Source organism: Luteibacter sp. (genome assembly GCF_036499525.1).
Classification (GTDB): Bacteria; Pseudomonadota; Gammaproteobacteria; order Xanthomonadales; family Rhodanobacteraceae; genus Luteibacter.
Genome location: NZ_DASYDO010000032.1, coordinates 1 through 21,987 on the forward strand (window position 1 = coordinate 1; position 21,987 = coordinate 21,987).

Genomic DNA, 21,987 nt, shown 5'->3' on the forward strand with positions numbered 1-21,987 from the left:
CTGGTGTTCGGGTTGTCATGCCCATGGCATTGCCCGGTAGCTACGAACGGAAGTGATAACCGCTGAAAGCATCTAAGCGGGAAGCACGCCCCAAGATGAGATCTCCCGAGAGCTTGACTCTCCTTAAGGCACCATCAAGACTAGGTGGTTGATAGGTCAGGTGTGGAAGTGCAGCAATGCATTGAGCTAACTGATACTAATGAGCCGTGCGGCTTGACCATATAACCCCAAGACGCTTCGTGTGTTTTAACAACGAAAGTCCGATTCGAATTCACCTCGACGCTTGTCACTCGTTTACGATTTATCCACGTGAGTTCCCACTCACGGAAGAGGCCGATCAGCATCACCGATCCACCTTTTCAAGAAGAATGCGGAGCCGGCGCGTCAGCGCTACTCCCACCCCTTCCCTGGCGGCCATAGCGGCGTGGTACCACCTGATCCCATCCCGAACTCAGAAGTGAAACGCGCATGCGCCGATGGTAGTGTGGCTCAAGCCATGCAAGAGTAGGTCACCGCCAGGGGCTTTATCCCAAAACCCGGTCTCATTAGAGGCCGGGTTTTTTCTTTGCTGTCGTGCCCAACGGGCACGCTCAGCAACAGGTCACCGCCAGGGGCTTTATCCTAAAACCCGGTCTCTTTAGAGGCCGGGTTTTTTCTTAATGCGTTTTTTGCCCGTCGGCATACCCGTCGTGGGCTGATGGGCTACAGTAGGCCCATGTATCTACAGACTTTCGGACTTCGCGAACCGCCTTTTGGCGACGCACCGGATCCGCGTTTCGCGTGCCTGTTTCCGCGAGAGCGGGAGGTCCTGGCGCACGTGGAATACGAGGTAGGTGCGGACCAGTCCAGCGTCACGCTGGTGACTGGCGAGCGTGGCATCGGAAAGACACTCCTGTGCATGCTGATCGAGGCCGATGCGCCGAACCATGGCGTGCGCCCGGTGCGCCAGGGTGCAGGTGACTACGCGCTCGAGACGGTCGCATGGCTCCGGGCCCTGTATGCCGGTTTCGGCCTGCCCCTTCCGCTGAGCGCCGATGCGAACACCGAGGACCACCTGGTCGACGGCCTTGCCGCGGGACTCGGGCGCCTCGCCCACCACGTCAATCATCGCTTCCTGTGGATCCTCGACGACGCTCATGAGCTGTCCGACGAGGACTTCGCCATCGTCATGCGTTTGCTGCTCGCCTGCGAAAAGGCGAGTGCGCCCTTTTACATCGTGCTCGCCGGTGATCCCTCGCTGCGAGAGCGCCTGGCCGGCCCCGAAGCACCGGCATTGGCCGGACGAATCCGCAGCCGACTGCCCTTGGCCCCGCTTAACGCGGAGGAGAGCGAGCGCTACGTCCGCCACCGCTTGCACGTGGCCGGTACGACGCTCATGCCCTTCAGTCGTCTCGGATTGCTCAGCCTGCGCGACGACGGCAAGGGCAATCCGCGCCGCCTCAACACACTGGCCCACCGTGCCCTTGAGCGTGCCGCCGAGCGCGGCGAAAAATCGATCGGCGAGCGAGCCTTGGGCTTCGTCGTCCGCGAGGCTCTTCCGCAGCATGCGCGCTATTGGCTGAGGCGGTATCGCCGGCCCATCCTCGCGATTGGGATCATGGTCGCCATTTTTTTTGTCGGCGGCATGTCTACCTGGGTTCTCACCGGGCACAGCCCCTCACGGCCCAAGAACCTGGTTGCCGAAAGCCCGGAGCAAGCCCTGGTCAAGTTCCACGATGCCTTGCCCGCGCCGGAGGTGGGTAAGCTGCGCGCATGGGGCGAACTGCTCGCCCGCTGGCAGGTGACGTCGAAAGAGACGTCCGTCTCCAATGCGGTCAACTGCGACGCGACCATCTTCCCAGGCTTCGCCTGCGTGAGTGGCCGCGGTTCGCTGGAGCAGCTCCGCCGTTTCGATCGCCCGCTCATCCTCGAGCTGGACGATGCGAATGCCAAGCAGCAGGTGCTGCTGGTCGGCGCGGGTAACGAGGCGGTGCGTCTCTACCTGGGCGGCAAGTACGTCGAACTCACGCGCGAGGCATTCCAGCGCGTATGGAATGGCCGCTTCTACGCCGTTTTTCGCGTGGACCCGGCCATGCCACCCAAGCTCTCCCGAGGCGATAGCGGCGAAGGCCTAGGCTGGGTACTCGCCCGTCTTCCTCCGGACGCCACGGGTGCTGTCCCGCGGCCGGCGACCTTCGACGGCACCGTCGAGGCTCGCGTCCTCACCGTACAGCAACGCTTCGGCATCGCCGCCGACGGCGTCGTTGGCCCGGAGACCATGTTCGCGCTGTCCTCGCTGGAAGTGGAAGGCCCGCACCTCGCGCGCGGCGTGCCTTGAGCATGTTCGTCCACGTCGACACCCGCCGGCGTTCCCGCCTGTGCTGGGCGACGATGCTCGTGGTGATCGTGTGCGTGGTCTGCTTCGTGGCGTTGGCCCTGACCAGCCCGGCGGAACGCAAGTCGATCATGCTGCACTGGGGCACCGTGCCCGCGCACCTGTTCGGCACGGGGCTGCCCTTCCTCGAACAGGTGAGCGACCCGGCTCTGCTGAGGTTGTTCACGGCGACGTTCATCCACGCGGGCTGGCTGCACCTGCTCAGCAACCTGCTCTTCCTCGTCATTTTCAGCCTCCCGGCCGAGCGCAGCCTGGGTTCGCCACGCTTCCTGCTGCTCTTCCTGCTCGGCGGCGTGGTTGCGAACCTGATCGGAGCGATGTCGCTCACTGGGGTTCGCGTGGCGATCATCGGGTGCAGCGGCGCCGTGTCCGCGGTCGTGGGTGCCTACGTCACGCTGTTTCCGCGCGCCAAGCTGGGTCTCGTGCTGCCGCTGGGCCTGTATCTGGAAATCGTGCGTGTGCCAGCCTTCGTGCTGATCGGCATGTGGGCGCTTGTGCAATTGCTCTTCAGCTATGCGGGAGCAAGCTATGGCGCCGTGGTGTGGTGGACCCACATCGGCGGCTTCCTGTTCGGCATCGTGTTCGCTGTGTTTTCCCGTGGTGCGATCGCGCGCCGCTTACGCGGCTGACGTCTCGCGCGGCGCCAGCAGGTGCTCGCGCACGAAACCTCGCAGCAGCATGCGGGCATGGGGAGTGGGCGCCACCGCGGCCAACAAGGCATCCGGCGACCGACCTTCCTTGCTGAGCGCATCGCGTTTGCGCAGGATGTACGCGCGCATCACTTCCGCGGAAAACTCCGGGTGGAACTGGGTGCTTACAGCGTGCTTGCCATAGCGCACCAGGTGATGCGGATCGCGATCGGATCGTGCCAGCGACACCGCGCCGCGCGGCAGTTCAAGCACGCTTTGCTCATGTGTCGCGTGGGCATGGAACGAATCGGGCAGGGCGGCGCCCAGCGCGTCTTTCGCTGCGCGCGCGTGCACGTCGATCCGCAGCGTGCCCATCTCACGCCCACCGGGAAGATAATCCACGCGGCCGCCGAGCGCGTGCGACATGAGTTGATGCCCGTAGCACACGCCCAGCATCGGCAGATCGGCGTCCATCGCGTTGCGGATCCATCCCGCGGTGCGTTCGCTCCACGGAAGCTTCTCCGTGACCATCGATGCAGAGCCGGTGATCACCGCGCCAGCGCAGTCCTCCGGATCCGGCAAGGTATCGCCATGCTCCACGTCGACGATGCGGAGACTGTCTTCGCGCAAACGCAAGCCCAGACGGAACCAGCGTGGAAAATCCCCATGGCGGTGACTGATGGTGTCGGGTGCGCGGCCGGTGCGGACAATGAGGACAGGCTTCATGATCAATTGTTTTCGTCGATCTCGGTGGGTGGAAGCACGTTGAGCACTTCACGAACGGTGGTGAGACCGGCGGCGACCTGCATCGCCGCCGAAATGCGCAGGGGTTTCATGCCTTCACGCAGGGCTTCGCCGCCGAATCGGCCCAGGTCTAGTTCCGAGGAAATGATCGACCGCAGCCGCGTGGACATCGGCATCATCTCGTAGACGCCGGTGCGGCCGAGGAAACCGGTCTTGCGGCATTCGAGGCAGCCGACTGGTTCAAATACCTGACCGGGCAACGGGATGTCCCAGCCATGCGTGAGCACGCGCCAGGCATCCGGGTCCTGCGAGGAGGCTGTCTTGCAATGGGGGCAGAGCGTACGCACGAGGCGCTGCGCCACCACGCCGGCAAGCGTGGACTGGATGAGGTAATGCGGCACGCCGAGGTCGAGCAGCCGGGTGACCGCACTGGGCGAATCGTTCGTGTGCAGTGTCGACAGCACCATGTGGCCGGTAAGCGAAGCTTGCACGGCCATCTGCGCGGTTTCCAGGTCGCGGATCTCGCCGATCATGATGATGTCCGGATCCTGGCGCAGCAGCGTGCGCACACCTGTCGCGAAGTCCAGGTCGATCGACGGCTGCACCTGCATCTGGTTGAGTTCCGGCGAGACCATTTCGATCGGGTCTTCGACGGTACAGACATTCAGCTCCGGCCGGGCCAGGTGCTTCAGCGTGGAATACAGCGTAGTGGTCTTGCCGGAGCCGGTGGGCCCGGTGACCAGGACGATGCCGTGCGGACGCTCCACCATCCCGCGCCAGATGCGGTCTTCGTCGGCGGAAAAGCCGAGCTGTGCGAAATCCTTCATGACGAGGTCGGGATCGAAGATACGCATCACCACTTTCTCGCCGAAGGCGGTGGGCATGGTGGAGATACGCAATTCCACTTCGCGTCCACCGGCCGACCGGGTCTTGATGCGGCCGTCCTGTGGGCGGCGCTTCTCCGCCACGTCCATGCGCGAGAGGATCTTCACGCGCGCGGTCACGGCAGTCATCACCGGCGGCGGCAGCTCGAACACCTTCTGCATGACACCGTCGATGCGAAAACGCATCTGCCCGGCGTCGCGGCGCGGTTCAAGGTGGATGTCCGAAGCGCGCTGCTCGAACGCGTACTGCAGCAGCCAGTCGACGATATGCACGACATGGCGATCATCGGCACCAACTTCGCCTGCCTTGCCCAGTTCCACCAGTTGTTCGAAGTTGATGATCTTCGAGGGTTCGTTGCCCTTGGCGTCCTGGGCGAGCTGGATGGAGCGCTGCACGCCATAGAATTCGAGCAGGTAGCGGTTGATGTCGATCGGGTTCGACACGACGCGGCGCACGTCGCGCCGGAGCATGTGGGCGAGGTCGTTGGCCCAGCCGGTATCGAACGGCTCCGCCGTGGCGAAGGTGACTTCCATGGGGGAAGCCGCGACCGGCAGGATCCGGTGGCGCTGCGCATAGGCGCTGCTGACCGCCTGCGTCGCCTGGGCCACGTTGACCTTCATCGGATCGATTTTCAGGTAGGGCAGGTCGGCCTTGCCGGCGAGCCATTCCATCAGGGCTTCCAGGCTCAGCGGCCGTCCGGGGTCACGGCGGTTCTCGGGCTTCGCATTGGCAATAAGGACGAGTGGGTGCAGTTCGATGGCCGACTTGCCACTGCGGGAGCCCATGCGGACTCGTTTCGCGTCGTCGCCGGCGAGGTAGCCGTCCACCACGAGGGAGGCGAGTACTTCCTCCAGTTCCAGCCTGCCGCGACGTCCTAAAAGCGCGCCCTGCTGTGGATTGACTGCCATTGGCCTGCGACCCTGTGTTAATGCCACGCCGCTATACTAGCCCGCTTTCTCAAGGACCCGGGAACCATGTCCGCGCCCACCTTCCAAGACGTGATCCAGACCCTGAACCGCTACTGGGCGGACCAGGGCTGCGTACTGGTCCAGCCGCTCGATACCGAGGTCGGCGCGGGCACCTTCCATCCGGCCACTTTCCTCCGTTCGCTCGGACCCGAACCCTGGGCCGCCGCCTACGTGCAACCCTGCCGCCGTCCGACGGACGGCCGCTACGGCGACAACCCGAACCGCCTCCAGCATTACTACCAGTACCAGGTGGTGCTGAAGCCGAACCCGGACGACATCCTGGAGCGCTACATCGGTTCGCTGAAGGCCTTGGGCATCGATCCCCTGGTGCACGACCTGCGCTTCGTCGAGGACAACTGGGAATCGCCCACCCTCGGCGCCTGGGGTCTCGGCTGGGAGGTCTGGCTGAACGGCATGGAGGTCACGCAGTTCACCTATTTCCAGCAGGCGGGCGGCCTCGAATGCCGTCCCGTCACCGGCGAAATCACCTACGGCCTCGAGCGCCTGGTGATGTACCTGCAGAACGTTGACAGCATCTACGACATCGTCTGGACGCATGCGCCGCACGGTGTGGTCACCTATGGCGATGTGTTCCACCAGAACGAAGTGGAGCAGAGCACGTACAACTTCGAACACGCCAACGTTGCGGAACTCTTCCGCTGGTTCGGCGTCTGCGAGGGCGAGGCCGGCAAGCTGATCGCCGCGGGCCTGCCGCTTCCCGGCTATGAACAAGTGTGCAAGGCCAGCCACGCGTTCAACCTGCTCGATGCGCGTCGCGCCATCAGCGTCACCGAGCGCCAGCGCTACATCCTTCGTGTACGTACGCTTGCCCGGGCCGTCGCGGAGGCCTACGTGGCGCAGCGTGAAAAGCTCGGTTTTCCAGGCCTGAAGAACGACAAGGAGGCCGTCCATGGCCGATAAGCGATTGCCGCTCCTCATCGAGTTGGGCACGGAAGAACTGCCACCCAAGGCGCTCGACGATCTCTCCAGCGCATTCGCGCGCGGTGTCGTCGAAGGCTTGGAAAAGCGTGGCGTTGCCGCAGACTACGCCTCGGCGAAGGCCTACGCGTCGCCGCGCCGTCTCGCCGTGCATGTTGCGGATGTGGCCGTCGCCCAGCCGGAGCAGACGGTGGAGCGTCGTGGTCCCGCGGTTGCCGCGAGCCTCGGTGCCGACGGCGAGCCCAGCAAGGCGCTGATCGGATTTGCCCAGTCCTGCGGCGTGGACGTCGCGGCGCTGGAAAAACTCGAGACGGACAAGGGCGCATGGTTCGTGTTCCGCGCCGTGAAGGCCGGCCAGCCCACGTCGGCCCTCCTGCCGGAAATCGTCGTCGAGGCGTTGAAGGCCCTTCCGATCCCCAAGGCCATGCGCTGGGGCGATCGCGACGACAGCTTCGTGCGTCCGGTCCATACCCTGCTGATGCTTCATGGTGCCGACATCGTCGAGGGAGAAATCCTGGGCCTGAAGAGCGGCCGCCTCAGTCACGGCCACCGCTTCCATCATCCCAAGCCGGTGCACGTGGCCGATGCAGACAGCTGGCTCGACGCCCTGCGCCACGCGCACGTGATCGCCGATCCCGCGGCGCGGCGCCAGCGCGTTCGCGACGAAGTGGCACGCGTGGCCACCGGCGGCGTGCCGCGGCTGTCCGAAGGCCTGCTTGACGAAATCGCCAACCTTACCGAGTGGCCGGTCGGCATCGCCTGCACCTTCGAGCGCGAATTCCTCGACGTGCCGCCGGAAGCGCTGGTCACGACGATGGAAACGAACCAGAAGTTCGTTCCGGTCTTCGACGCCGAAGGCCGGCTCACCGAACACTTCATCGGCATCGCCAACATCGAAAGCCGGGATCCGGCCGAGGTCCGCAAGGGCTACGAGCGCGTGATCCGCCCGCGCTTCGCCGACGCGAAGTTCTTCTGGGACGAGGACATGAAGACACCCCTGGCGGATTACCAGGAAGGCCTGAAGAACGTCACCTACCAGCAGTCGCTCGGCAGCCTGTGGGACAAGACCGTGCGCGTGGCCGAACTCGCGCGCGTCATCGCCAATCGGGTCGGCGTCGACGCCGGCCAGGCCACGCATGCCGCGGCGCTGGCGAAGTGCGATCTGCTCACCCGCATGGTCGGTGAGTTTCCCGAGTTGCAGGGTGTCATGGGTCGTTACTACGCGACGCGCCAGGGCATCGCCGCCGAGGTCGCCGACGCGCTCGACGGCTTCTACCAGCCGCGCTTCGGCGGCGACGCCATCGCCGCGGGTGCCGTCGGCCGGGTGCTTGCCGTGGCCGAGCGCCTGGACACCCTGGCCGGCATCTTCGCCGTCGGCCAGAAGCCCAGCGGCAACAAGGATCCCTTCGCGCTGCGCCGCGCCGCGCTCGGCCTGGCGCGTACCCTCATCGAGGGCGGCCTGGACATCGACCTGCGCGCCGCGCTCACGGAAGCTTTCGATCTCGTGCCCGAAGCGGCCCTGGTCGCCGGCGTGAAGCCGGGCAAGGACGGTAAGCCGCCGGTCGTCGACATCGGTACCCGCCGCCGGGAGCTCGGCGACGAGGTGCATGGGTTCCTGCTCGATCGCCTGCGTGGTTATTACGCTGACCAGGGCTTCTCGGCCGACCAGTTCGAATCCGTGCTCGCCGTGACCCCCGCCACGCTGCCCGACTTCGACCGCCGCCTGCGCGCCGTGGGCGCATTCGCCCTCCGCAGCGAAGCCGCCGGCCTCGCGGCCGCGAACAAGCGCGTGGCGAACATCCTGCGCAAGCAGGCCGAGGAAGCAGGCGCCGCGCCGATGAAGGGGAGTGTCGATCCGACGCACTTCGAGCTTGATGCGGAGCGCGACCTGCATGCGGCGCTGGATGCCGCGCGTGCAGAGACGAAGGGGTTGCTGGCCAGCGGCGACTACACGGGCACGCTGGCCCGCCTGGCGGCGCTGCAGGCGCCGGTGGACCGCTTCTTCGACGACGTGCTGGTGAATGCCGAGGATCCGGCGGTGCGCGCCAATCGCCTCGCCCTGCTGGCCCAGCTGAAGGCAAGCTTCGGCGCCATCGCCGACATTTCCCGGCTCTGACAGGAGGATGCAGGAGCCGCTATAGCAGCTCCTGCATCAGCCAATTCAGGCAGCCACGCCCTGGTCTTCCTGGATCCGCGACATCAGCGTGCGCCGGAAGGCCACCATGCGATCGGCGTAGTCGGTTTCACCCGAGCGGCCGAGGATCGAATACATTTCCGCGACCAGGTCGGCGTGGCGCACCGGCGAGAAGCGGCTACCGGTCATCTCGATGTCGGACTGCAGCAGCTTCATTGCCGCGGCCAGGCGCGTTGGATCGAGGGCCGCGCTGCGATTGGCCGCCATGTCGCGGCCATGGCCGTTCGTGCCATCGGCGGCGCCGCTCCGGGCGGCCGTACCTTCGGTGGAGCCGTCCAGCATCATCGGCCCTTCGCCCGCCGCCAGCCACACCAGGGACAGGCCCAGCGTCTTGGCCATCGTGACGCAGCGGCCACGCGAAGGATCGGTGTTGCCGTCGCGCCAGCTGCGCACCACGCCTTCCGAGAATCCGCAACGGCGCGCGATTTCGCTCACGCTCCCGGACATCTTGATAACGGCGCGCACGCGGCTGGCGAACGAAGAAGACGCGACCATGGCATCCGGGTGGGCGGTGTCCAGACCTCCTCGGGAGGCCTCGGCCAGGACGGATCCCCGTGAGTTGTCGTTCATGCGAATGGAACCTCGTTTTTAGAAGACCGCCCCCCGGCGATGTGCGCTCCAACGCGCGAGCCCGGCTTTCGGTGTACAGGAACTTGCCTTCGAAAGCCTTTCATCGCAGAAATTTCTTAAATATCCGCAGGTGGCTCATTAAATATCCGTCGGTGCCCAGGGCGAGAACGGTCGCCCCACGTGCTCTTTCTACTAGGAACGTTTCCTAGGTAAAAGTCCCATATAGGCCAGAAGTCATGCTTAAGGCCCCGCGTAAGCCTTTGCCACAGCGCGAAATTCCTTGGCATGCCCGCTGATGTTGTCACGCAATTAATTGCGACAACAGGTAAAAAATATGTGAGTTTTCCATATTGCGGGACGATGACGGCTTGCGTATACGTGTAGGCAATCACCTACAAGGTGATGTTCCGGGGGCGGGATTCGTTCGTGGATTCCGTTGTTTTTTTGGAGAGTTTCCAAGACCAAGCAACGAGCCAACCGACACCGTCGGTGACAGGTTTCGGCTTGCCGCACTATCGCATTACCTTGCGATGCGGCTTTCATGGGGAGAAGCATTCGATGAGTTCACGTCATTACCGCGCCAAATCGCTCGGCCGCAGGAGCGCCCTGGCCCTCGCGATTAGCCTGGGCACCGTCTCGGGCGCCGTGTTCGCGCAGGCGACCACCGGTAGCATTTTCGGCCAGGCCCCCGCGGGCGAGGGCCAGACTGTCACCGTCACCAGCGACACGGGCGTCACCCGTACGGTCAACGTCAATCCGGACGGCCGTTACAACGTCGGCCAGCTGCCCCTGGGCAATTACAAGGTCACGCTGAACCGTGGCGGCGCGCCTGTCGACTCGCGCACCAACGTCACCCTGCGTGTCGGCGCGGGTACCTCGGTGGGCTTCACCGATGCCGCTTCCGCCACAGAGGCCGCGAGCCTCGAAGGCGTGACTGTTTCCGCGAATGCCTTGCCGTCGATCGACGTCAGCTCGGTCGACTCGCGCACGGTCATCACCTCCGAGCAGCTTTCCAAGCTTCCGCTGGCTCGCACGGCCGAAGCGATCGCCCTGCTGGCGCCTGGCGCGGTGGCGGGCAGCTCGTTCTTCACCGGCCCGACCGGCAATGCCCTGGTTTCGATCGCCGGTAGCGCGGTTACCGAGAACGCGTACTACATCAACGGCTTCAACACGACCGATCCGCTCAGCGGTTTCGGCGGTATCAGCCTGCCTTATGGCGCCATCGACCAGCAGGAAATCCTGGCCGGCGGTTACGGCGCGGCGTACGGCCGTTCGGCCGGCGGTGTGATCAGCCAGGTCGGCAAGCGCGGCACTAACGAATGGCACTTCGGTGGACAGGTTCTCTGGGAGCCGAACGGAACCAAGGCCAGCCCGATGAACTTCTATCAGAAGGTCGGTGCGAATGCCGGGCAGATTTTCGACCGTAACGACAAGGACAAGCTCTGGCGCACGACGTACTCCGCGTACGCCGGCGGCCCGTTGATCAAGGACACGCTGTATGTCTTCATCGCCGCCGAACAGGAGCGTCGCGAAGGTAGCCAGACCACCAACATCAATGCGCCGTTCGTTTACAAGCAGAGCTACCGCAATCCGAAGTACTACGGCAAGATCGACTGGAACATCAATGACAGCAACATCCTCGAACTGACGGGTGCGTCGAACAAGCAGGAATACGACGCGTCGATCTTCGAGTACGACTACGACACCAAGACCCGCGGCGCGTTCGTGGGCAAGGACACGGCGGGTGCGCCACAGAACAAGTCGGGTGCCGACGTGTATTCCGCGAAGTTCACCAGCTACATCACGGATGACCTGACCCTTACCGCGCTCTACGGCAAGATGAAGGGTACGTACTACACCGCGGAGGCTGGCGAGACATCCCTTCCTTCGATCCTCACCCCGACGAGGCAGGATCCGGCGCTCAACGGCGGTTCTCCGATCAGCAACGCCAACCCGTCGGCGCAGATCGCGGATCCGACGCATAAGTCCACCAATACCAATCTGCGCATCGACCTGAGCTATCACATCGGCGATCACACCGTCACCGCCGGTATCGATAACCAGAAAGTGTCCGACCAGAACGACGGTATCACGACGTCCGGTCCCGGCTACGCCTGGGAATACAACCTGGGTGTCGCCGGTACGCCGATTATCGGCACGTCGCCGACCGACGCCGCTTATGTCGCACCCCCGGGCGGCAACGGCTATTACGTGGCCCGCTATGTTTACAGCACCGCTGCCTCGGTGCGCACGACGCAGCGCGCGCAGTACATCGAGGACTCGTGGCAGGTCAACGATCGCTGGCTCGTCAAGCTCGGCCTGCGCAACGACCAGTTCACCAACTTCAACCAGAACGGCGAAGCGTACCTGCGTCTCAAGAAGCCGCAGTGGGCGCCGCGCATCGGCGCCACCTGGGATGTCAATGGCGATTCCAGCCTGAAGATCTACGCCAACGCGGGTCGTTACTTCCTCGCGCTGCCGGCCTCGGTCGCGTTGCGCTCGGCGGGTGCGTCGCTGTACACGCGTGAGTACTTCAACTACACCGGCATCGATGCCAACGGCATCCCGCAAGGACTGACGCCGATCTTCAGCAGCACGGGCGGCCCCATTTCAGCCAACCGCGAATACGGCATCCCGCGCGATCCGAAGACGGCCGCCGGCAAGGGCATCAAGTCCGAGTACCAGGACGAATTCATCCTCGGCTTCGACGCGATGCTGACAGACAAGTGGACTTACGGTGCCAAGGCGACGGTGCGCAAGCTGCGCAACGCGATCGACGACGTGGGCGATTCCGATGCCATCCTGCGCAAGATGGATAGCCTGGGTATCGATCCCGATACCATCGGCGCCATCCAGGGTAGCTACCTGTTCAACCCGGGTCGGGCGAACACGTTCCTCATCCCGAACCTCAATGGCGGCTACTACAGCGTCGACATGACCAACAAGGATTTCGGATTCCCGCATTCGAAGCGCAACTACTACGGCCTGAACCTGTACCTCGACCATGCGTGGGATGGGAAATACCAGGTCCGCTTCGACTACCTGTACTCGAAGAGCTACGGCAACTCCGAAGGCCAGGTGCGTTCGGATATCCGGCAGGACACGGTGTCCGCGACGGTGGACTGGGATTACAACGAGGTCATGCAGTACGCCAACGGCGAGCTGGCGAACAGCCGCAAGCACCAGTTCAAGATCTACGGCTCGTACCAGATCGCGCCGGAGTGGCTGGTCTCGGCTAACGCCCTGCTGTCGTCCGGTGCGCCCAAGAGCTGCCTCGGCTACTTCGGTCCGGATGAAACCAATCCGAACCTCGGCTATGGCTCCTATTACCACTGGTGCGAGGGCCGTCCGTCGCCCCCCGGCGAGGCAGGCCACAATCCCTGGACCTACATCGTCACGGGTGCCATCGAATACCGTCCGGTGTGGGCCGACAGCAAGCTGGCCTTCAACGTTACCGTCTTCAACCTGTTCAACCAGCGCAAGGAAACGCAGACCTTCCCGATCCGCGAATTCACGGACGATCCGAACCCGCGTTATGGCGTGCCGCTCTACCAGACCACGCCTCGGTACGCCCGCTTCGGTGTCACGTACGACTTCTGATAAGGCCTCCGCTGGAACAGCTACAACAAGAGAAGGTCACGGGAGCAAGGGACGGCTCCCGGGGCAAAGGCAATACGCCTCCCCAGATCGCCCCCTGCCTCCCGGCCGGGGGCGCTTTTTTTACGTAACCATTTCACTTGTAAGCAGGAATTCCCCGATATCCGCGGTTTGCAAGAGGCGATTGCCGAGCAAAACGTAAGAAAAGGCGGCGATCCTGTGTAAATAATTTGTTGACACAGCCCTCGGCGTACGCCTAGATTCGGCCTCGATGATGCTGGACGACCCTCCCCCTGAACGGGGTGGAAGGCGGTTCAGCAAGTCCATGGCTTGTCGGAAGCAGGTCACGGGGGCAGCGCACCACTCTGGGAGAGAGGACGCGCTAAGGCGAGATTCCCCGCGACGTACAACCGAGCGAGTCACTTTTTTTCCGACTTATGTCGGTTTTGCTCGTTTTCAGGCCCGGTTCGGGCTGATCTGGGGAGATTTGCAATGAGTTCTCGCAGCATCCGGCAGGCATCCGTCCTGCGTCACTCCGCGTTGGCCTTGGCCCTCGCGATCGGTCTCGGCGGCACGGGCGTCGTTCTGGCCCAGTCGACCACCGGTAACATCTTCGGTACCGCCCAGCCTGGCGACACCGTGCAGATCAGCGGCTCCACGGGTATCACCCGCGAAGTGCCGGTCGACGCGTCGGGCCGTTACCAGTTCAACAACCTGCCGGTTGGCAGCTACCAGGTCGACCTCAAGCGCAACGGTGCCGTCGTCGATTCGCGCAAGAGCGTGAGCCTCACGGTTGGCAAGGGTTCGGACGTGTCGTTCACGGCCCCGGCCACCTCCGGTAACGCCCAGTCGCTCGAGTCGGTCACCGTCACGGCTAACAGCCTGCCGCCGGTCGACGTCTCGACTGTCGACTCGCGTACGGTCATCACCTCCGAGCAGCTCGCCAAGCTGCCGCTGGCACGTACAGCGGAAGCCATCGCACTGCTGGCGCCGGGCGCAGTCTCGGGTAGTGGTTACTTCTCCGGCCCGACCGGCAATGCCCTGGTTTCGATCGGTGGCGGCTCGGTCACCGAGAACGCGTACTACATCAACGGCTTCAACACCACCGATCCCATCAGCGGCTTCGGCGGTATCTCGCTGCCCTATGGCGCGATCGACCAGCAGGAAGTTCTGGCCGGCGGCTACGGTGCCGCTTACGGCCGCTCGGCCGGTGGCGTGATCAGTCAGGTCGGCAAGCGCGGCACGAACGAATGGCACTTCGGTGCGCAGGTCCTGTGGGAGCCGCGCGGCACCCGTTCGACCTCGGGCAACGACCGGTACATCGTCGACGGCCCGAGCACCAAGGCCGGTCAGGTGTACAACTACAACCGCAAGGACACCCAGATGCGTACGGTCGAGTCGGCCTACGTGGGTGGTCCGCTGATCAAGGACAAGCTGTACATCTTCCTTGCCGCGGAACAGGAACGCGTGAACCAGGACACCTACAAGTCCGCGGACACGGGTGCCTACTACGATCGCTCGTACCGTAACCCCAAGTACTACGGCAAGATCGATTGGAACATCAACGACAGCAACATCCTCGAAGTCACCGGTGCGTCGAACAAGGCGAATTACGACGCCAACGTCTATGACTTCGACTATGCGACGCTGCAGCGCGGCGCGTACATCGGCAAGGACCAGTCCGGCACGCCGCCGAACAAGACGGGCGCTGACCTGTACACGGCCAAGTTCACGAGCTATATCACCGACGACCTGACCCTGTCGGTGCTGTACGGCAAGATGCATGGCACGTACTACACCGGCGTGCCGCAGACGCAGACGCCGCACATCATCAACCCGACGAACCAGAACCCGGATTACACCGGTGGCGCCGCGGGTGGGATCACGAACGAAAACCCGGCGACCCGCGTTTACGACCCGCAGCACAAGTCCACGAACACGAACCTGCGCATCGACCTGAGCTACCACATCGGCGATCACACGGTCACCGGCGGTATCGATAACCAGGACGTGCGTGACTCGAACGACGGTCTCGGCACGTCGGGCCCGGGTTATGCCTGGGAATATGGCACCGCCGACGTCGGCAAACCCATCGCCGGCTCGCCGGGCAGCGGTTCCTTCGTCGGTCCGCCGGACGCCCGCGGCTTCTACGTCGATCGCTACGTCTACGTGGCTCGCGCATCGGTCCGCGTGAAGCAGCGCGCGCAGTACCTCGAGGACTCCTGGCAGGTCAACGACCGCTGGCTGGTGAAGGTCGGTATCCGTAACGACCAGTTCACCAACTACAACGGCGAGAGCCAGCCGTACCTCACCCTGACCAAGCCGCAGTGGGCGCCACGCCTCGGCGCCACTTGGGACGTCAACGGCGATTCCAGCCTGAAGATCTATGCCAACGCGGGCCGTTACTACCTCGCGCTGCCGTCTTCGGTCGCGCTTCGTTCGGCCGGCAACTCGCTGTACACGCGTGAGTATTTCACCTACACCGGCGTCGACTCGCAGGGTATCCCGACCGGCCTGACGCCGATCCAGACCGCCACGGGTGGCCCGATCTCGTCGAACCGCGAGTACGGCGTGACCCGCGATCCGGTCACCGCTGCTTCGAGCAACCTGAAGTCGGAATACCAGGACGAATTCATCCTGGGCTTCGACAAGACGCTCGGCGACAAGTGGGTCTACGGTGCGAAGGCCACCGTCCGCAAGCTGAGGAACGCGATCGACGACGTCGGCGATGCCGACACGATCACGAACAAGCTCATCGCGCAGGGCGTGGATCCGGCGACGATCGGTCCGGTACAGGGCAGCTACCTGTTCAACCCGGGTCGCGCTTCGGACTTCCTGGTGCCGAACCTCAACGGTGGCTACTACACCTCGCACGTCACGAATGCCGACTTCGGCTTCCCGCACCTCAAGCGCAGCTACTACGGTCTCGAGATGTACCTCGAGCATCCGTTCGACGGCAAGTGGTACGGCAAGGTCGATTACCTGTACTCGAAGAGCTACGGTAACTCGGAAGGCCAGGTGCGTTCGGACATCGGCCAGCAGGACGTGTCCGCGACGGTCGACTGGGATCTGCCGACCCTCATGGCGTACTCGAACGGTGAACTGTCTAACAGCCGCCGCCACGTTCTGAAGGCCTACGGTTCCTACCAGCTGACGGACGAGTGGATGCTGTCGGGCAATGCGACGGTTGCCTCGGGCGCGCCTAAGAGCTGCCTCGGCTACTACGGTGCGGGCGAGACCGATCCGACCGGCTACCAGTCGTATTACCACTACTGCTACGGTCAGCCGTCGGCTCCGGGCGCGGCGGGTCACAATCCCTGGACGCTCCTGGTCGACATGAGCGCCGAATACCGCCCGGTCTGGGCCGACAAGAAGCTTGCCTTCAACGTCACGGTGTTCAACGTGTTCAACGACCGCGAGCGCCTGGCCACCTACCCGCAGGCCGGCCGCAGCGACTCCGTCGATCCGAACTATCGCACGGCGCTGTTCCAGACCACGCCGCGCTACGCTCGCTTCGGCGTCACCTACGACTTCTGATCCACCGAAGTCGAATAGCAGTCCCACGCTCTTCGGAGCGTGGGACTGGACCGACAAACGCCACCCTTGGGGTGGCGTTTTTCTTGATAAGCCAAGGAAAGATCTTGTAAATTCAGATCACTGCCGATTTTCGGCAAGTCTGACTGCCAGCTTTCCGGCCTGCCCGGAAAAGTCATTCGTGGCGAGTTCGTCACTTGACTTTTCTGAAGGCGCATTTGCCGGTATCCTCACAAGTTCCCCCCGGAAGCTTCGCTGCGCCATGCGCATGCGTATCTTCCGTGACCCACGACCATTCCGTTCGTAACGAGGTTCGACCATGCGCAGGATTTTCTTGTCGCTCGCATCCGTGGCCGCATTGGCGGCCCTCGCCGGTTGCAGCGGCGGCTCCGACACCAATGGCCAGCAGGCCGCTGCCAGCGGCAGCACCGCCGATAACGCCGCTCCCGCCGCGCCGGCCAATGCCGTCACCGGCACGGTCAGCCTGCGCGATGCAAGCGCCCAGCTCAGCCCCGACGCCAAGCTCGACCTCAAGCTGGTCGACGTGAGCGCCGAGGGTTCCCAGCCGCTGGCTTCGAAGACGATCGCGCCGGTCACCATGCCGCAGTCGTTCCAGCTGGACTTCAACGCATCGGACCTCAATCCGAACGACATGTACATCATCGACGTCTCGCTGCAGGACGGCGAGCGCCACTACTCCTCGCCGCTGAAGACGCCCGTGCTGACCAAGGGCGCGAAGAGCGCCGTCACCGTGCAGCTCGTTGGCGAAGCCACTCCGGGCGAGAAGGAACTGGCGGGCTACAACAGCCTGAAGAAGAACATCGGTGGCATGAAGGTCACCCAGGGCACCGCGCTTAAGGAAGGGGAATCGCGCGGCTGGCAGATCTTCCGCAAGGGCAAGGACGTCCAGTTCGTGATCGAGCTGGTGGACTACGGCGACAAGGGCTTCACGTCGACCAACTATGCATATAAGGACGGCAAGCCGTGGGTCATCGTGCAGGAGAAGAAGTCGAGCAAGGATGCCAAGCCGAATTCGACCGAGCGCGCGGGCTGGAACGATGCCGGCGAGCTGGTGCTGAAGCAGAATGAGTCCGGCGGCAAGGTCGATGCGCTCTCCGACGACGACGCGAACAGCCTGAAGAAGCAGGCCGAGGCCATGTATTCGAAGGCTGGCGGCAAGAAGTAATCGCTGCGATCCAGAATCGATGAAAAAAAGAACGCCGGCATATGCCGGCGTTTTTTTGTTGCCCTGTATCGGGCGCTAACGTCCTATCGGGTCAGAATGCCAGCTTCACACCCAGGTTCAATCCGTTGTAACGCTGCGTATCGTCCCCGAAGCGGCCGCTGTAGCTGACCCACCCGCTCCAGCTCTGGCTGAAGTCGGCGGTGACGCCGAGATCGGCGGTCATCCAGGTCTTGTCGGGCGAGAAGCCCTGCACGCTGAACTGGCCGGCCATGTTGGTCAGGCCCGCGTCGATGTAGCGATCTTCGGCGCGGCCGTCGTGGTTGTAGGCCACTTCTGCGAAGGGGCGCAGCATGGTGCTACCCGACTGCCACGCGCCCTGCAGGCGCCAGCCGGCCGTTTCGATGCGCGAGTTACGGATCTGCTTGCCGAAGTGCATCGACGTGCTGGTGTTGCCGCGCTCGTCGTAACCAAACACGCGCAGTTGCTGCCATTCCACCGACGCGAACGGGCCTGTCTTCAGCGTCTCGCCGCCGAACCACCAGCCGCCGCTCAGGCCGCCACCGACGTGCGAGCCGTCGGTCTTGCCGGTTTCGGTGCGCCGGGCCGCGCCCAGGTCGATACGACGATCGATGTCGGTGAAGCTGAGCTGGCCGAAGCTGACGATGCCCCCGAAGTAGCCGCCACCGTTGTGGTAGAAGGCGTAGCCGGATCCGGCGATGTCCTGCATCTTGTAGCCGCCGCCGCCCTGGAAGTCGGCCTTCGCCTGACCGAGGCCCATGGCCACGCCGATCGACACATGATCGCTCACGCGGGCGTCGGCACCGATCGTCAGATTGACGTTGTCGCTATCGGTCTTGGGCGAGGTGTCGGTGTTCTTGAACTTCTGCTGGCCGTAGTCGACGGCCGCGAAGAAGCGCGAGTCGGCGCCGAAATTGTCCGCCATCATCTGGTTGCGCAGCGTGCGCACATGCGCGGCGTTGGAGGCCAGGCCTGCTTCGCCGAGCAGGGAGATCTGCTGCGGCGCCGTGATCACGGAGATCGCGTACTGGCCGAGCAGCGCATGCGCCGCGGTGGTCGGATGGATGCCGTCGGCGAACAGGTAGGTGCTGGCCGCGTTCGGGTCGCGCAGGGTGGCCGGCGAGCAGGTGATGGAGCTGGCCGTGGTGCAGGCCGGCACGGTGACGTTGGTGAACCCATACGTGCCCGGGCTGGCGATGACTTCGTTGAGCAGGGCGTAGGTATCGATCGGCACGATGCCGCGGTTGGCCGAGGCCAGGCCGCCGCTGAGGATGCCGTTGTAGACCTGGGAGAGCTGGGTGATGCCGGCGGAGGCGGCGGCGCCCTGCGACATGGCGGCCGGGGTCTTGCCCACGTCCGGCAGGTTGAAGACCACGATGGTCTTGGCGCCCGCCGCCTGGAGGGCCTTGATCTGGCCGACTTCGTTGGCCGCGGCGGTTGCCACAGTCACCTGGGCGGTGGCCGGGTCCTGCACCGCGGCGAGCAGGTCGTTGGCGCCGATCCACATGGTATACAGCGCGTTCGGGTTGGCCTTGCCGCCGTTGGCCGCGAGGTACTGCTGGACCTGGGTAGAGGTGGCCGGCACGGGGTTGTCGATAGCGGCGCGCGCGCCACCGAAGGCGTAGTCGGTGCCGCCCTGGAGCGAAGGCGTCAGTGTCAGGTTGAAGTGTTTCGCGATGTTCTCCACCGCGACGGTGCCCGGGTTGGTGGTGAAGCGAGTGATCACCGGGGAACCGGAAAGAAGGGCGACGTTGCCGCTATCGCTCAGGCTGTCGCCGAAGGAAACGACCTGCTGGTACCCGTCGGCGTGCGCCCCGGCACTGAAGAGGAGGGCGGCGCCAATGGCACCGGCAAGATGACGAATTCGCATGAGTACACTCCGTGTGAGGCGTTAGAGAAACGTTACGGTAATGGAAATCCATACGCTAGCGCATGCTGCGTTGCAGTAGCAGAATTTCATGGGCCTGGGGCTATTTCTTCAAAGCTTTCGAGAACGCGTCGGCGAAGGCACTGTTGGCCGGGACAGGCGCCGCCTTCGGCGGCGGCGTGCGGCTGCCCTGAGGGCTACCCCTGCGGTTGCCACCGCCCGGCGCTTCGTCGCGCGGGCCGGGACGCCCGCCACGGGCTTCACCCGGCACGTCGTCCAGGCGCATGCTGAGGGCGATGCGCTTGCGCGGAAGGTCGACCTCCATGACCTTCACCTTGACGATGTCGCCCGCCTTTACCGCATCGCGCGGGTCCTTGACGAAGGTATGCGACAGCGCCGAGACATGGACAAGGCCGTCCTGGTGCACGCCGATATCCACGAAGGCGCCGAAAGCGGCCACGTTGGTGACACGGCCTTCCAGCACCATGCCCACCGCGAGGTCCTTCAGGTCCTCCACGCCCTCGGCGAAGCTGGGTGCCACGAATTCGGGACGCGGATCGCGGCCGGGCTTTTCCAGTTCCTTCAGGATGTCGCGCACGGTGGGCAGGCCGAACGTATCGTCTGTGAATTGTTCCGCCTTCAGGCCACGCAGGAACGACGTGTCGCCGATCACCTGCTTCACCTCCCGGCCGCATTGTTTAAGGATCCGCTCAACGACGGGATAGGCCTCGGGATGCACCGAGCTGGCATCCAGCGGATTGTTGCCGCCGGTAATGCGCAGGAAGCCGGCGCACTGTTCGAAGGCTTTGTCGCCCAGGCGCGGCACCTTCAGCAGGTCCTTGCGGCTGGGGAACGGGCCATTCGCGTCGCGGTGCTTCACCACGTTCTCGGCCACGCTGGTGGACAGTCCGGCTACTCGCGCGAGCAGCGGCGCGGAAGCCGTGTTCACGTCGACGCCCACCGCGTTCACACAGTCCTCCACGCGTGCGTCCAGCGCACGGGCGAGCTTCACCTGGTTCACGTCGTGCTGGTACTGGCCCACGCCGATAGCCTTCGGCTCGATCTTCACCAGTTCGGCCAGCGGGTCCTGCAGGCGGCGCGCAATCGAGACGGCACCGCGAATCGACACGTCGAGGTCCGGGAATTCCTTTGAAGCGAGCTCGGAGGCGGAATACACCGACGCGCCGGCTTCGCTTACCACGACTTTGGAAAGAGCCAGGTCGGCGTGTTTGCGCATGACTTCGCCGACGAGCTTGTCGGTTTCGCGCGAAGCGGTACCGTTGCCGATGGCGACGAGGTTCACGCCGTGCTGTTTCGACAGCTGCGCGATGCGCGCGATGGACTGGTCCCACTGGTTGCGCGGTTCGTGCGGATAGATCGTGTCGTGGGCGAGCAGCTTGCCCGTTGCATCCACGATGGCGATCTTGCAGCCGGTACGGATACCGGGATCGAGGCCCATGACGGTCTTCGTGCCGGCCGGTGCGGCGAGCAGGAGATCCTTGAGGTTGTCGCCGAACACGCGGATAGCCTCGTCTTCCGCGCCTTCACGCACGCGTCCGAAGAGGTCGAGGGTCAGGTGCAGGTGCAGTTTCACGCGCCAGGTGAGGCGCACGGTCTCGCGCAGCCACGCATCGGCGGGGCGGCCGCGACCCACGATGCCGGCACGCGCGGCGACGCGGCCTTCGCCCTCGGCGTGGCCCTGGTCGGCATCCACGCCCGGATTCAGGTCGATCTCTAGAACACCTTCGTTACGGGCGCGCATCAGCGCGAGCAGGCGGTGCGAGGGAATCTTGGCGACCGGCTCGGCATGGTCGAAATAGTCGCGGAACTTCGCGCCTTCGTTTTCCTTGCCGGGGACCACAGTGGCGCGGATCTGTCCCTTGTCCCAAAGCCAGTCGCGCAGTTCGCCGACCAGCGCGGCGTCCTCGGCGATCGTCTCCATGAGGATGGCGCGGGCGCCGTCGAGCGCGGCCTTGCTGTCGGCGACGCCCTTTTCCGCGTCGACGAACCCGCTGGCGAAGGTTTCCGGATCCAGCGTGGGGTCCTCGCGCAGGCCCAGCGCGAGCGGTTCGAGGCCGGCCTCGCGGGCGATCTGCGCCTTCGTGCGGCGCTTGGGCTTGTAGGGCAGGTAAAGATCTTCCAGCCGCGCCTTGGTGTCGGCGACGAGGATGTCGGCCCGCAGGGCGTCGGTCATCTTGCCCTGCTCGGCGATGCTGTCCAGGATCGCGGCGCGCCGGTCCTCGAGTTCACGCAGGTAGCGCAGGCGCTCTTCGAGCAGGCGCAGCTGGATGTCGTCGAGACCACCGGTCACTTCCTTGCGATAGCGCGCGATGAACGGCACGGTGGCGCCGCCGTCGAGGAGCTCCACCGCCGCGCGCACCTGCTCGGTCTTGGCGGCGATGTCCTGGGCAATACGTTGTTCGATGCTCTGCATGGGTTTCCTGTGACTTGCTCTGCCGACCGGCCCTGGGGCCGGGCCGCC

12 protein-coding genes and 2 rRNA genes are annotated in these 21,987 nt (G+C 64.3%); 9 read left to right on the forward strand and 5 right to left on the reverse strand.

Annotated features, from left to right (window positions below):
* The 4 genes from VGM71_RS06650 to VGM71_RS06665 form a co-directional block, all read left to right on the forward strand.
* Nucleotides 1-221: ribosomal RNA gene (locus VGM71_RS06650) — 23S ribosomal RNA — on the forward strand; the annotation flags it as partial.
* Between the two features lie 185 nt (nt 222-406).
* Nucleotides 407-521 (forward strand): 5S ribosomal RNA (gene rrf, locus VGM71_RS06655).
* A 194-nt stretch (nt 522-715) separates the two neighbouring features.
* Nucleotides 716-2,317 carry an ExeA family protein gene (locus VGM71_RS06660; protein WP_331543254.1) on the forward strand — a complete coding sequence of 534 codons (1,602 nt, stop codon included), beginning with the start codon at nt 716-718 and terminating at the stop codon, nt 2,315-2,317.
* A 2-nt stretch (nt 2,318-2,319) separates the two neighbouring features.
* A complete protein-coding gene (locus tag VGM71_RS06665) occupies nt 2,320-3,003 on the forward strand; it encodes a rhomboid family intramembrane serine protease (RefSeq protein ID WP_331543256.1) in 684 nt (227 codons plus the stop codon).
* On the opposite strand, the gene VGM71_RS06670 is transcribed toward VGM71_RS06665, so the two are convergent.
* On the reverse strand, nt 2,992-3,729 hold the full coding sequence (locus VGM71_RS06670) for a glutamine amidotransferase (RefSeq protein WP_331543258.1): 738 nt from the start codon (nt 3,727-3,729) through the stop codon (nt 2,992-2,994). The two genes, VGM71_RS06665 and VGM71_RS06670, sit on opposite strands and share 12 nt — an antisense overlap.
* Nucleotides 3,730-3,731: 2 nt before the next feature.
* On the reverse strand, nt 3,732-5,540 hold the full coding sequence (locus VGM71_RS06675) for a GspE/PulE family protein (RefSeq protein ID WP_331543260.1): 1,809 nt from the start codon (nt 5,538-5,540) through the stop codon (nt 3,732-3,734).
* A gap of 66 nt (nt 5,541-5,606) precedes the next feature.
* Between VGM71_RS06675 and glyQ the strand changes: the two genes are divergently transcribed.
* Together glyQ and glyS are read left to right on the forward strand one after the other, a co-directional pair.
* The gene (gene glyQ, locus VGM71_RS06680; protein ID WP_331543262.1) at nt 5,607-6,521 is read left to right on the forward strand and encodes a glycine--tRNA ligase subunit alpha; all 915 of its coding nucleotides are present in this window, start codon (nt 5,607-5,609) and stop codon (nt 6,519-6,521) included.
* Nucleotides 6,511-8,655, forward strand: a complete 2,145-nt coding sequence (gene glyS, locus VGM71_RS06685; RefSeq protein WP_331543264.1) for a glycine--tRNA ligase subunit beta — start codon at nt 6,511-6,513, stop codon at nt 8,653-8,655. The genes glyQ and glyS overlap by 11 nt, the downstream gene beginning before the upstream one ends.
* A gap of 45 nt (nt 8,656-8,700) precedes the next feature.
* Here glyS and VGM71_RS06690 read toward each other — a convergent pair whose 3' ends face one another.
* Nucleotides 8,701-9,303: a helix-turn-helix transcriptional regulator gene (locus VGM71_RS06690; RefSeq protein WP_331543266.1), complete on the reverse strand. Its 603-nt coding sequence runs from the start codon at nt 9,301-9,303 to the stop codon at nt 8,701-8,703.
* 558 nt (nt 9,304-9,861) lie between these two features.
* Here VGM71_RS06690 and VGM71_RS06695 point away from each other — a divergent pair.
* From VGM71_RS06695 to VGM71_RS06705, 3 genes are all read left to right on the forward strand, one after another.
* On the forward strand, nt 9,862-12,903 hold the full coding sequence (locus VGM71_RS06695; protein ID WP_331543268.1) for a TonB-dependent receptor: 3,042 nt from the start codon (nt 9,862-9,864) through the stop codon (nt 12,901-12,903).
* A 489-nt stretch (nt 12,904-13,392) separates the two neighbouring features.
* The gene (locus VGM71_RS06700; protein WP_331543270.1) at nt 13,393-16,437 is read left to right on the forward strand and encodes a TonB-dependent receptor; all 3,045 of its coding nucleotides are present in this window, start codon (nt 13,393-13,395) and stop codon (nt 16,435-16,437) included.
* A gap of 316 nt (nt 16,438-16,753) precedes the next feature.
* A complete protein-coding gene (locus tag VGM71_RS06705; protein ID WP_331543272.1) occupies nt 16,754-17,620 on the forward strand; it encodes a DUF1481 domain-containing protein in 867 nt (288 codons plus the stop codon).
* Between the two features lie 91 nt (nt 17,621-17,711).
* Here the strand turns inward: VGM71_RS06705 and VGM71_RS06710 are convergent, their stop codons facing one another.
* Both VGM71_RS06710 and VGM71_RS06715 read right to left on the reverse strand, forming a co-directional pair.
* Nucleotides 17,712-19,508 (reverse strand): autotransporter outer membrane beta-barrel domain-containing protein, encoded by a 1,797-nt coding sequence (locus VGM71_RS06710; protein WP_331543274.1) that lies wholly within the window; start codon nt 19,506-19,508, stop codon nt 17,712-17,714.
* A 100-nt stretch (nt 19,509-19,608) separates the two neighbouring features.
* Entirely contained in the window at nt 19,609-21,939 is a 2,331-nt protein-coding gene (locus VGM71_RS06715; protein ID WP_331543276.1) for a Tex family protein, read from the reverse strand.
* Nucleotides 21,940-21,987 lie beyond the last annotated feature (48 nt).

What these genes read in the sequence shown, in the direction of transcription:
- VGM71_RS06660 (WP_331543254.1), top strand. Translation starts at nt 716, where the DNA reads ATGTATCTACAGACTTTCGGACTTCGCGAACCGCCTTTTGGCGACGCA.
- VGM71_RS06665 (WP_331543256.1), top strand. Translation starts at nt 2,320, where the DNA reads ATGTTCGTCCACGTCGACACCCGCCGGCGTTCCCGCCTGTGCTGGGCG.
- VGM71_RS06670 (WP_331543258.1), bottom strand. Translation starts at nt 3,729, where the DNA reads ATGAAGCCTGTCCTCATTGTCCGCACCGGCCGCGCACCCGACACCATC.
- VGM71_RS06675 (WP_331543260.1), bottom strand. Translation starts at nt 5,540, where the DNA reads ATGGCAGTCAATCCACAGCAGGGCGCGCTTTTAGGACGTCGCGGCAGG.
- glyQ (WP_331543262.1), top strand. Translation starts at nt 5,607, where the DNA reads ATGTCCGCGCCCACCTTCCAAGACGTGATCCAGACCCTGAACCGCTAC.
- glyS (WP_331543264.1), top strand. Translation starts at nt 6,511, where the DNA reads ATGGCCGATAAGCGATTGCCGCTCCTCATCGAGTTGGGCACGGAAGAA.
- VGM71_RS06690 (WP_331543266.1), bottom strand. Translation starts at nt 9,303, where the DNA reads ATGAACGACAACTCACGGGGATCCGTCCTGGCCGAGGCCTCCCGAGGA.
- VGM71_RS06695 (WP_331543268.1), top strand. Translation starts at nt 9,862, where the DNA reads ATGAGTTCACGTCATTACCGCGCCAAATCGCTCGGCCGCAGGAGCGCC.
- VGM71_RS06700 (WP_331543270.1), top strand. Translation starts at nt 13,393, where the DNA reads ATGAGTTCTCGCAGCATCCGGCAGGCATCCGTCCTGCGTCACTCCGCG.
- VGM71_RS06705 (WP_331543272.1), top strand. Translation starts at nt 16,754, where the DNA reads ATGCGCAGGATTTTCTTGTCGCTCGCATCCGTGGCCGCATTGGCGGCC.
- VGM71_RS06710 (WP_331543274.1), bottom strand. Translation starts at nt 19,508, where the DNA reads ATGCGAATTCGTCATCTTGCCGGTGCCATTGGCGCCGCCCTCCTCTTC.
- VGM71_RS06715 (WP_331543276.1), bottom strand. Translation starts at nt 21,939, where the DNA reads ATGCAGAGCATCGAACAACGTATTGCCCAGGACATCGCCGCCAAGACC.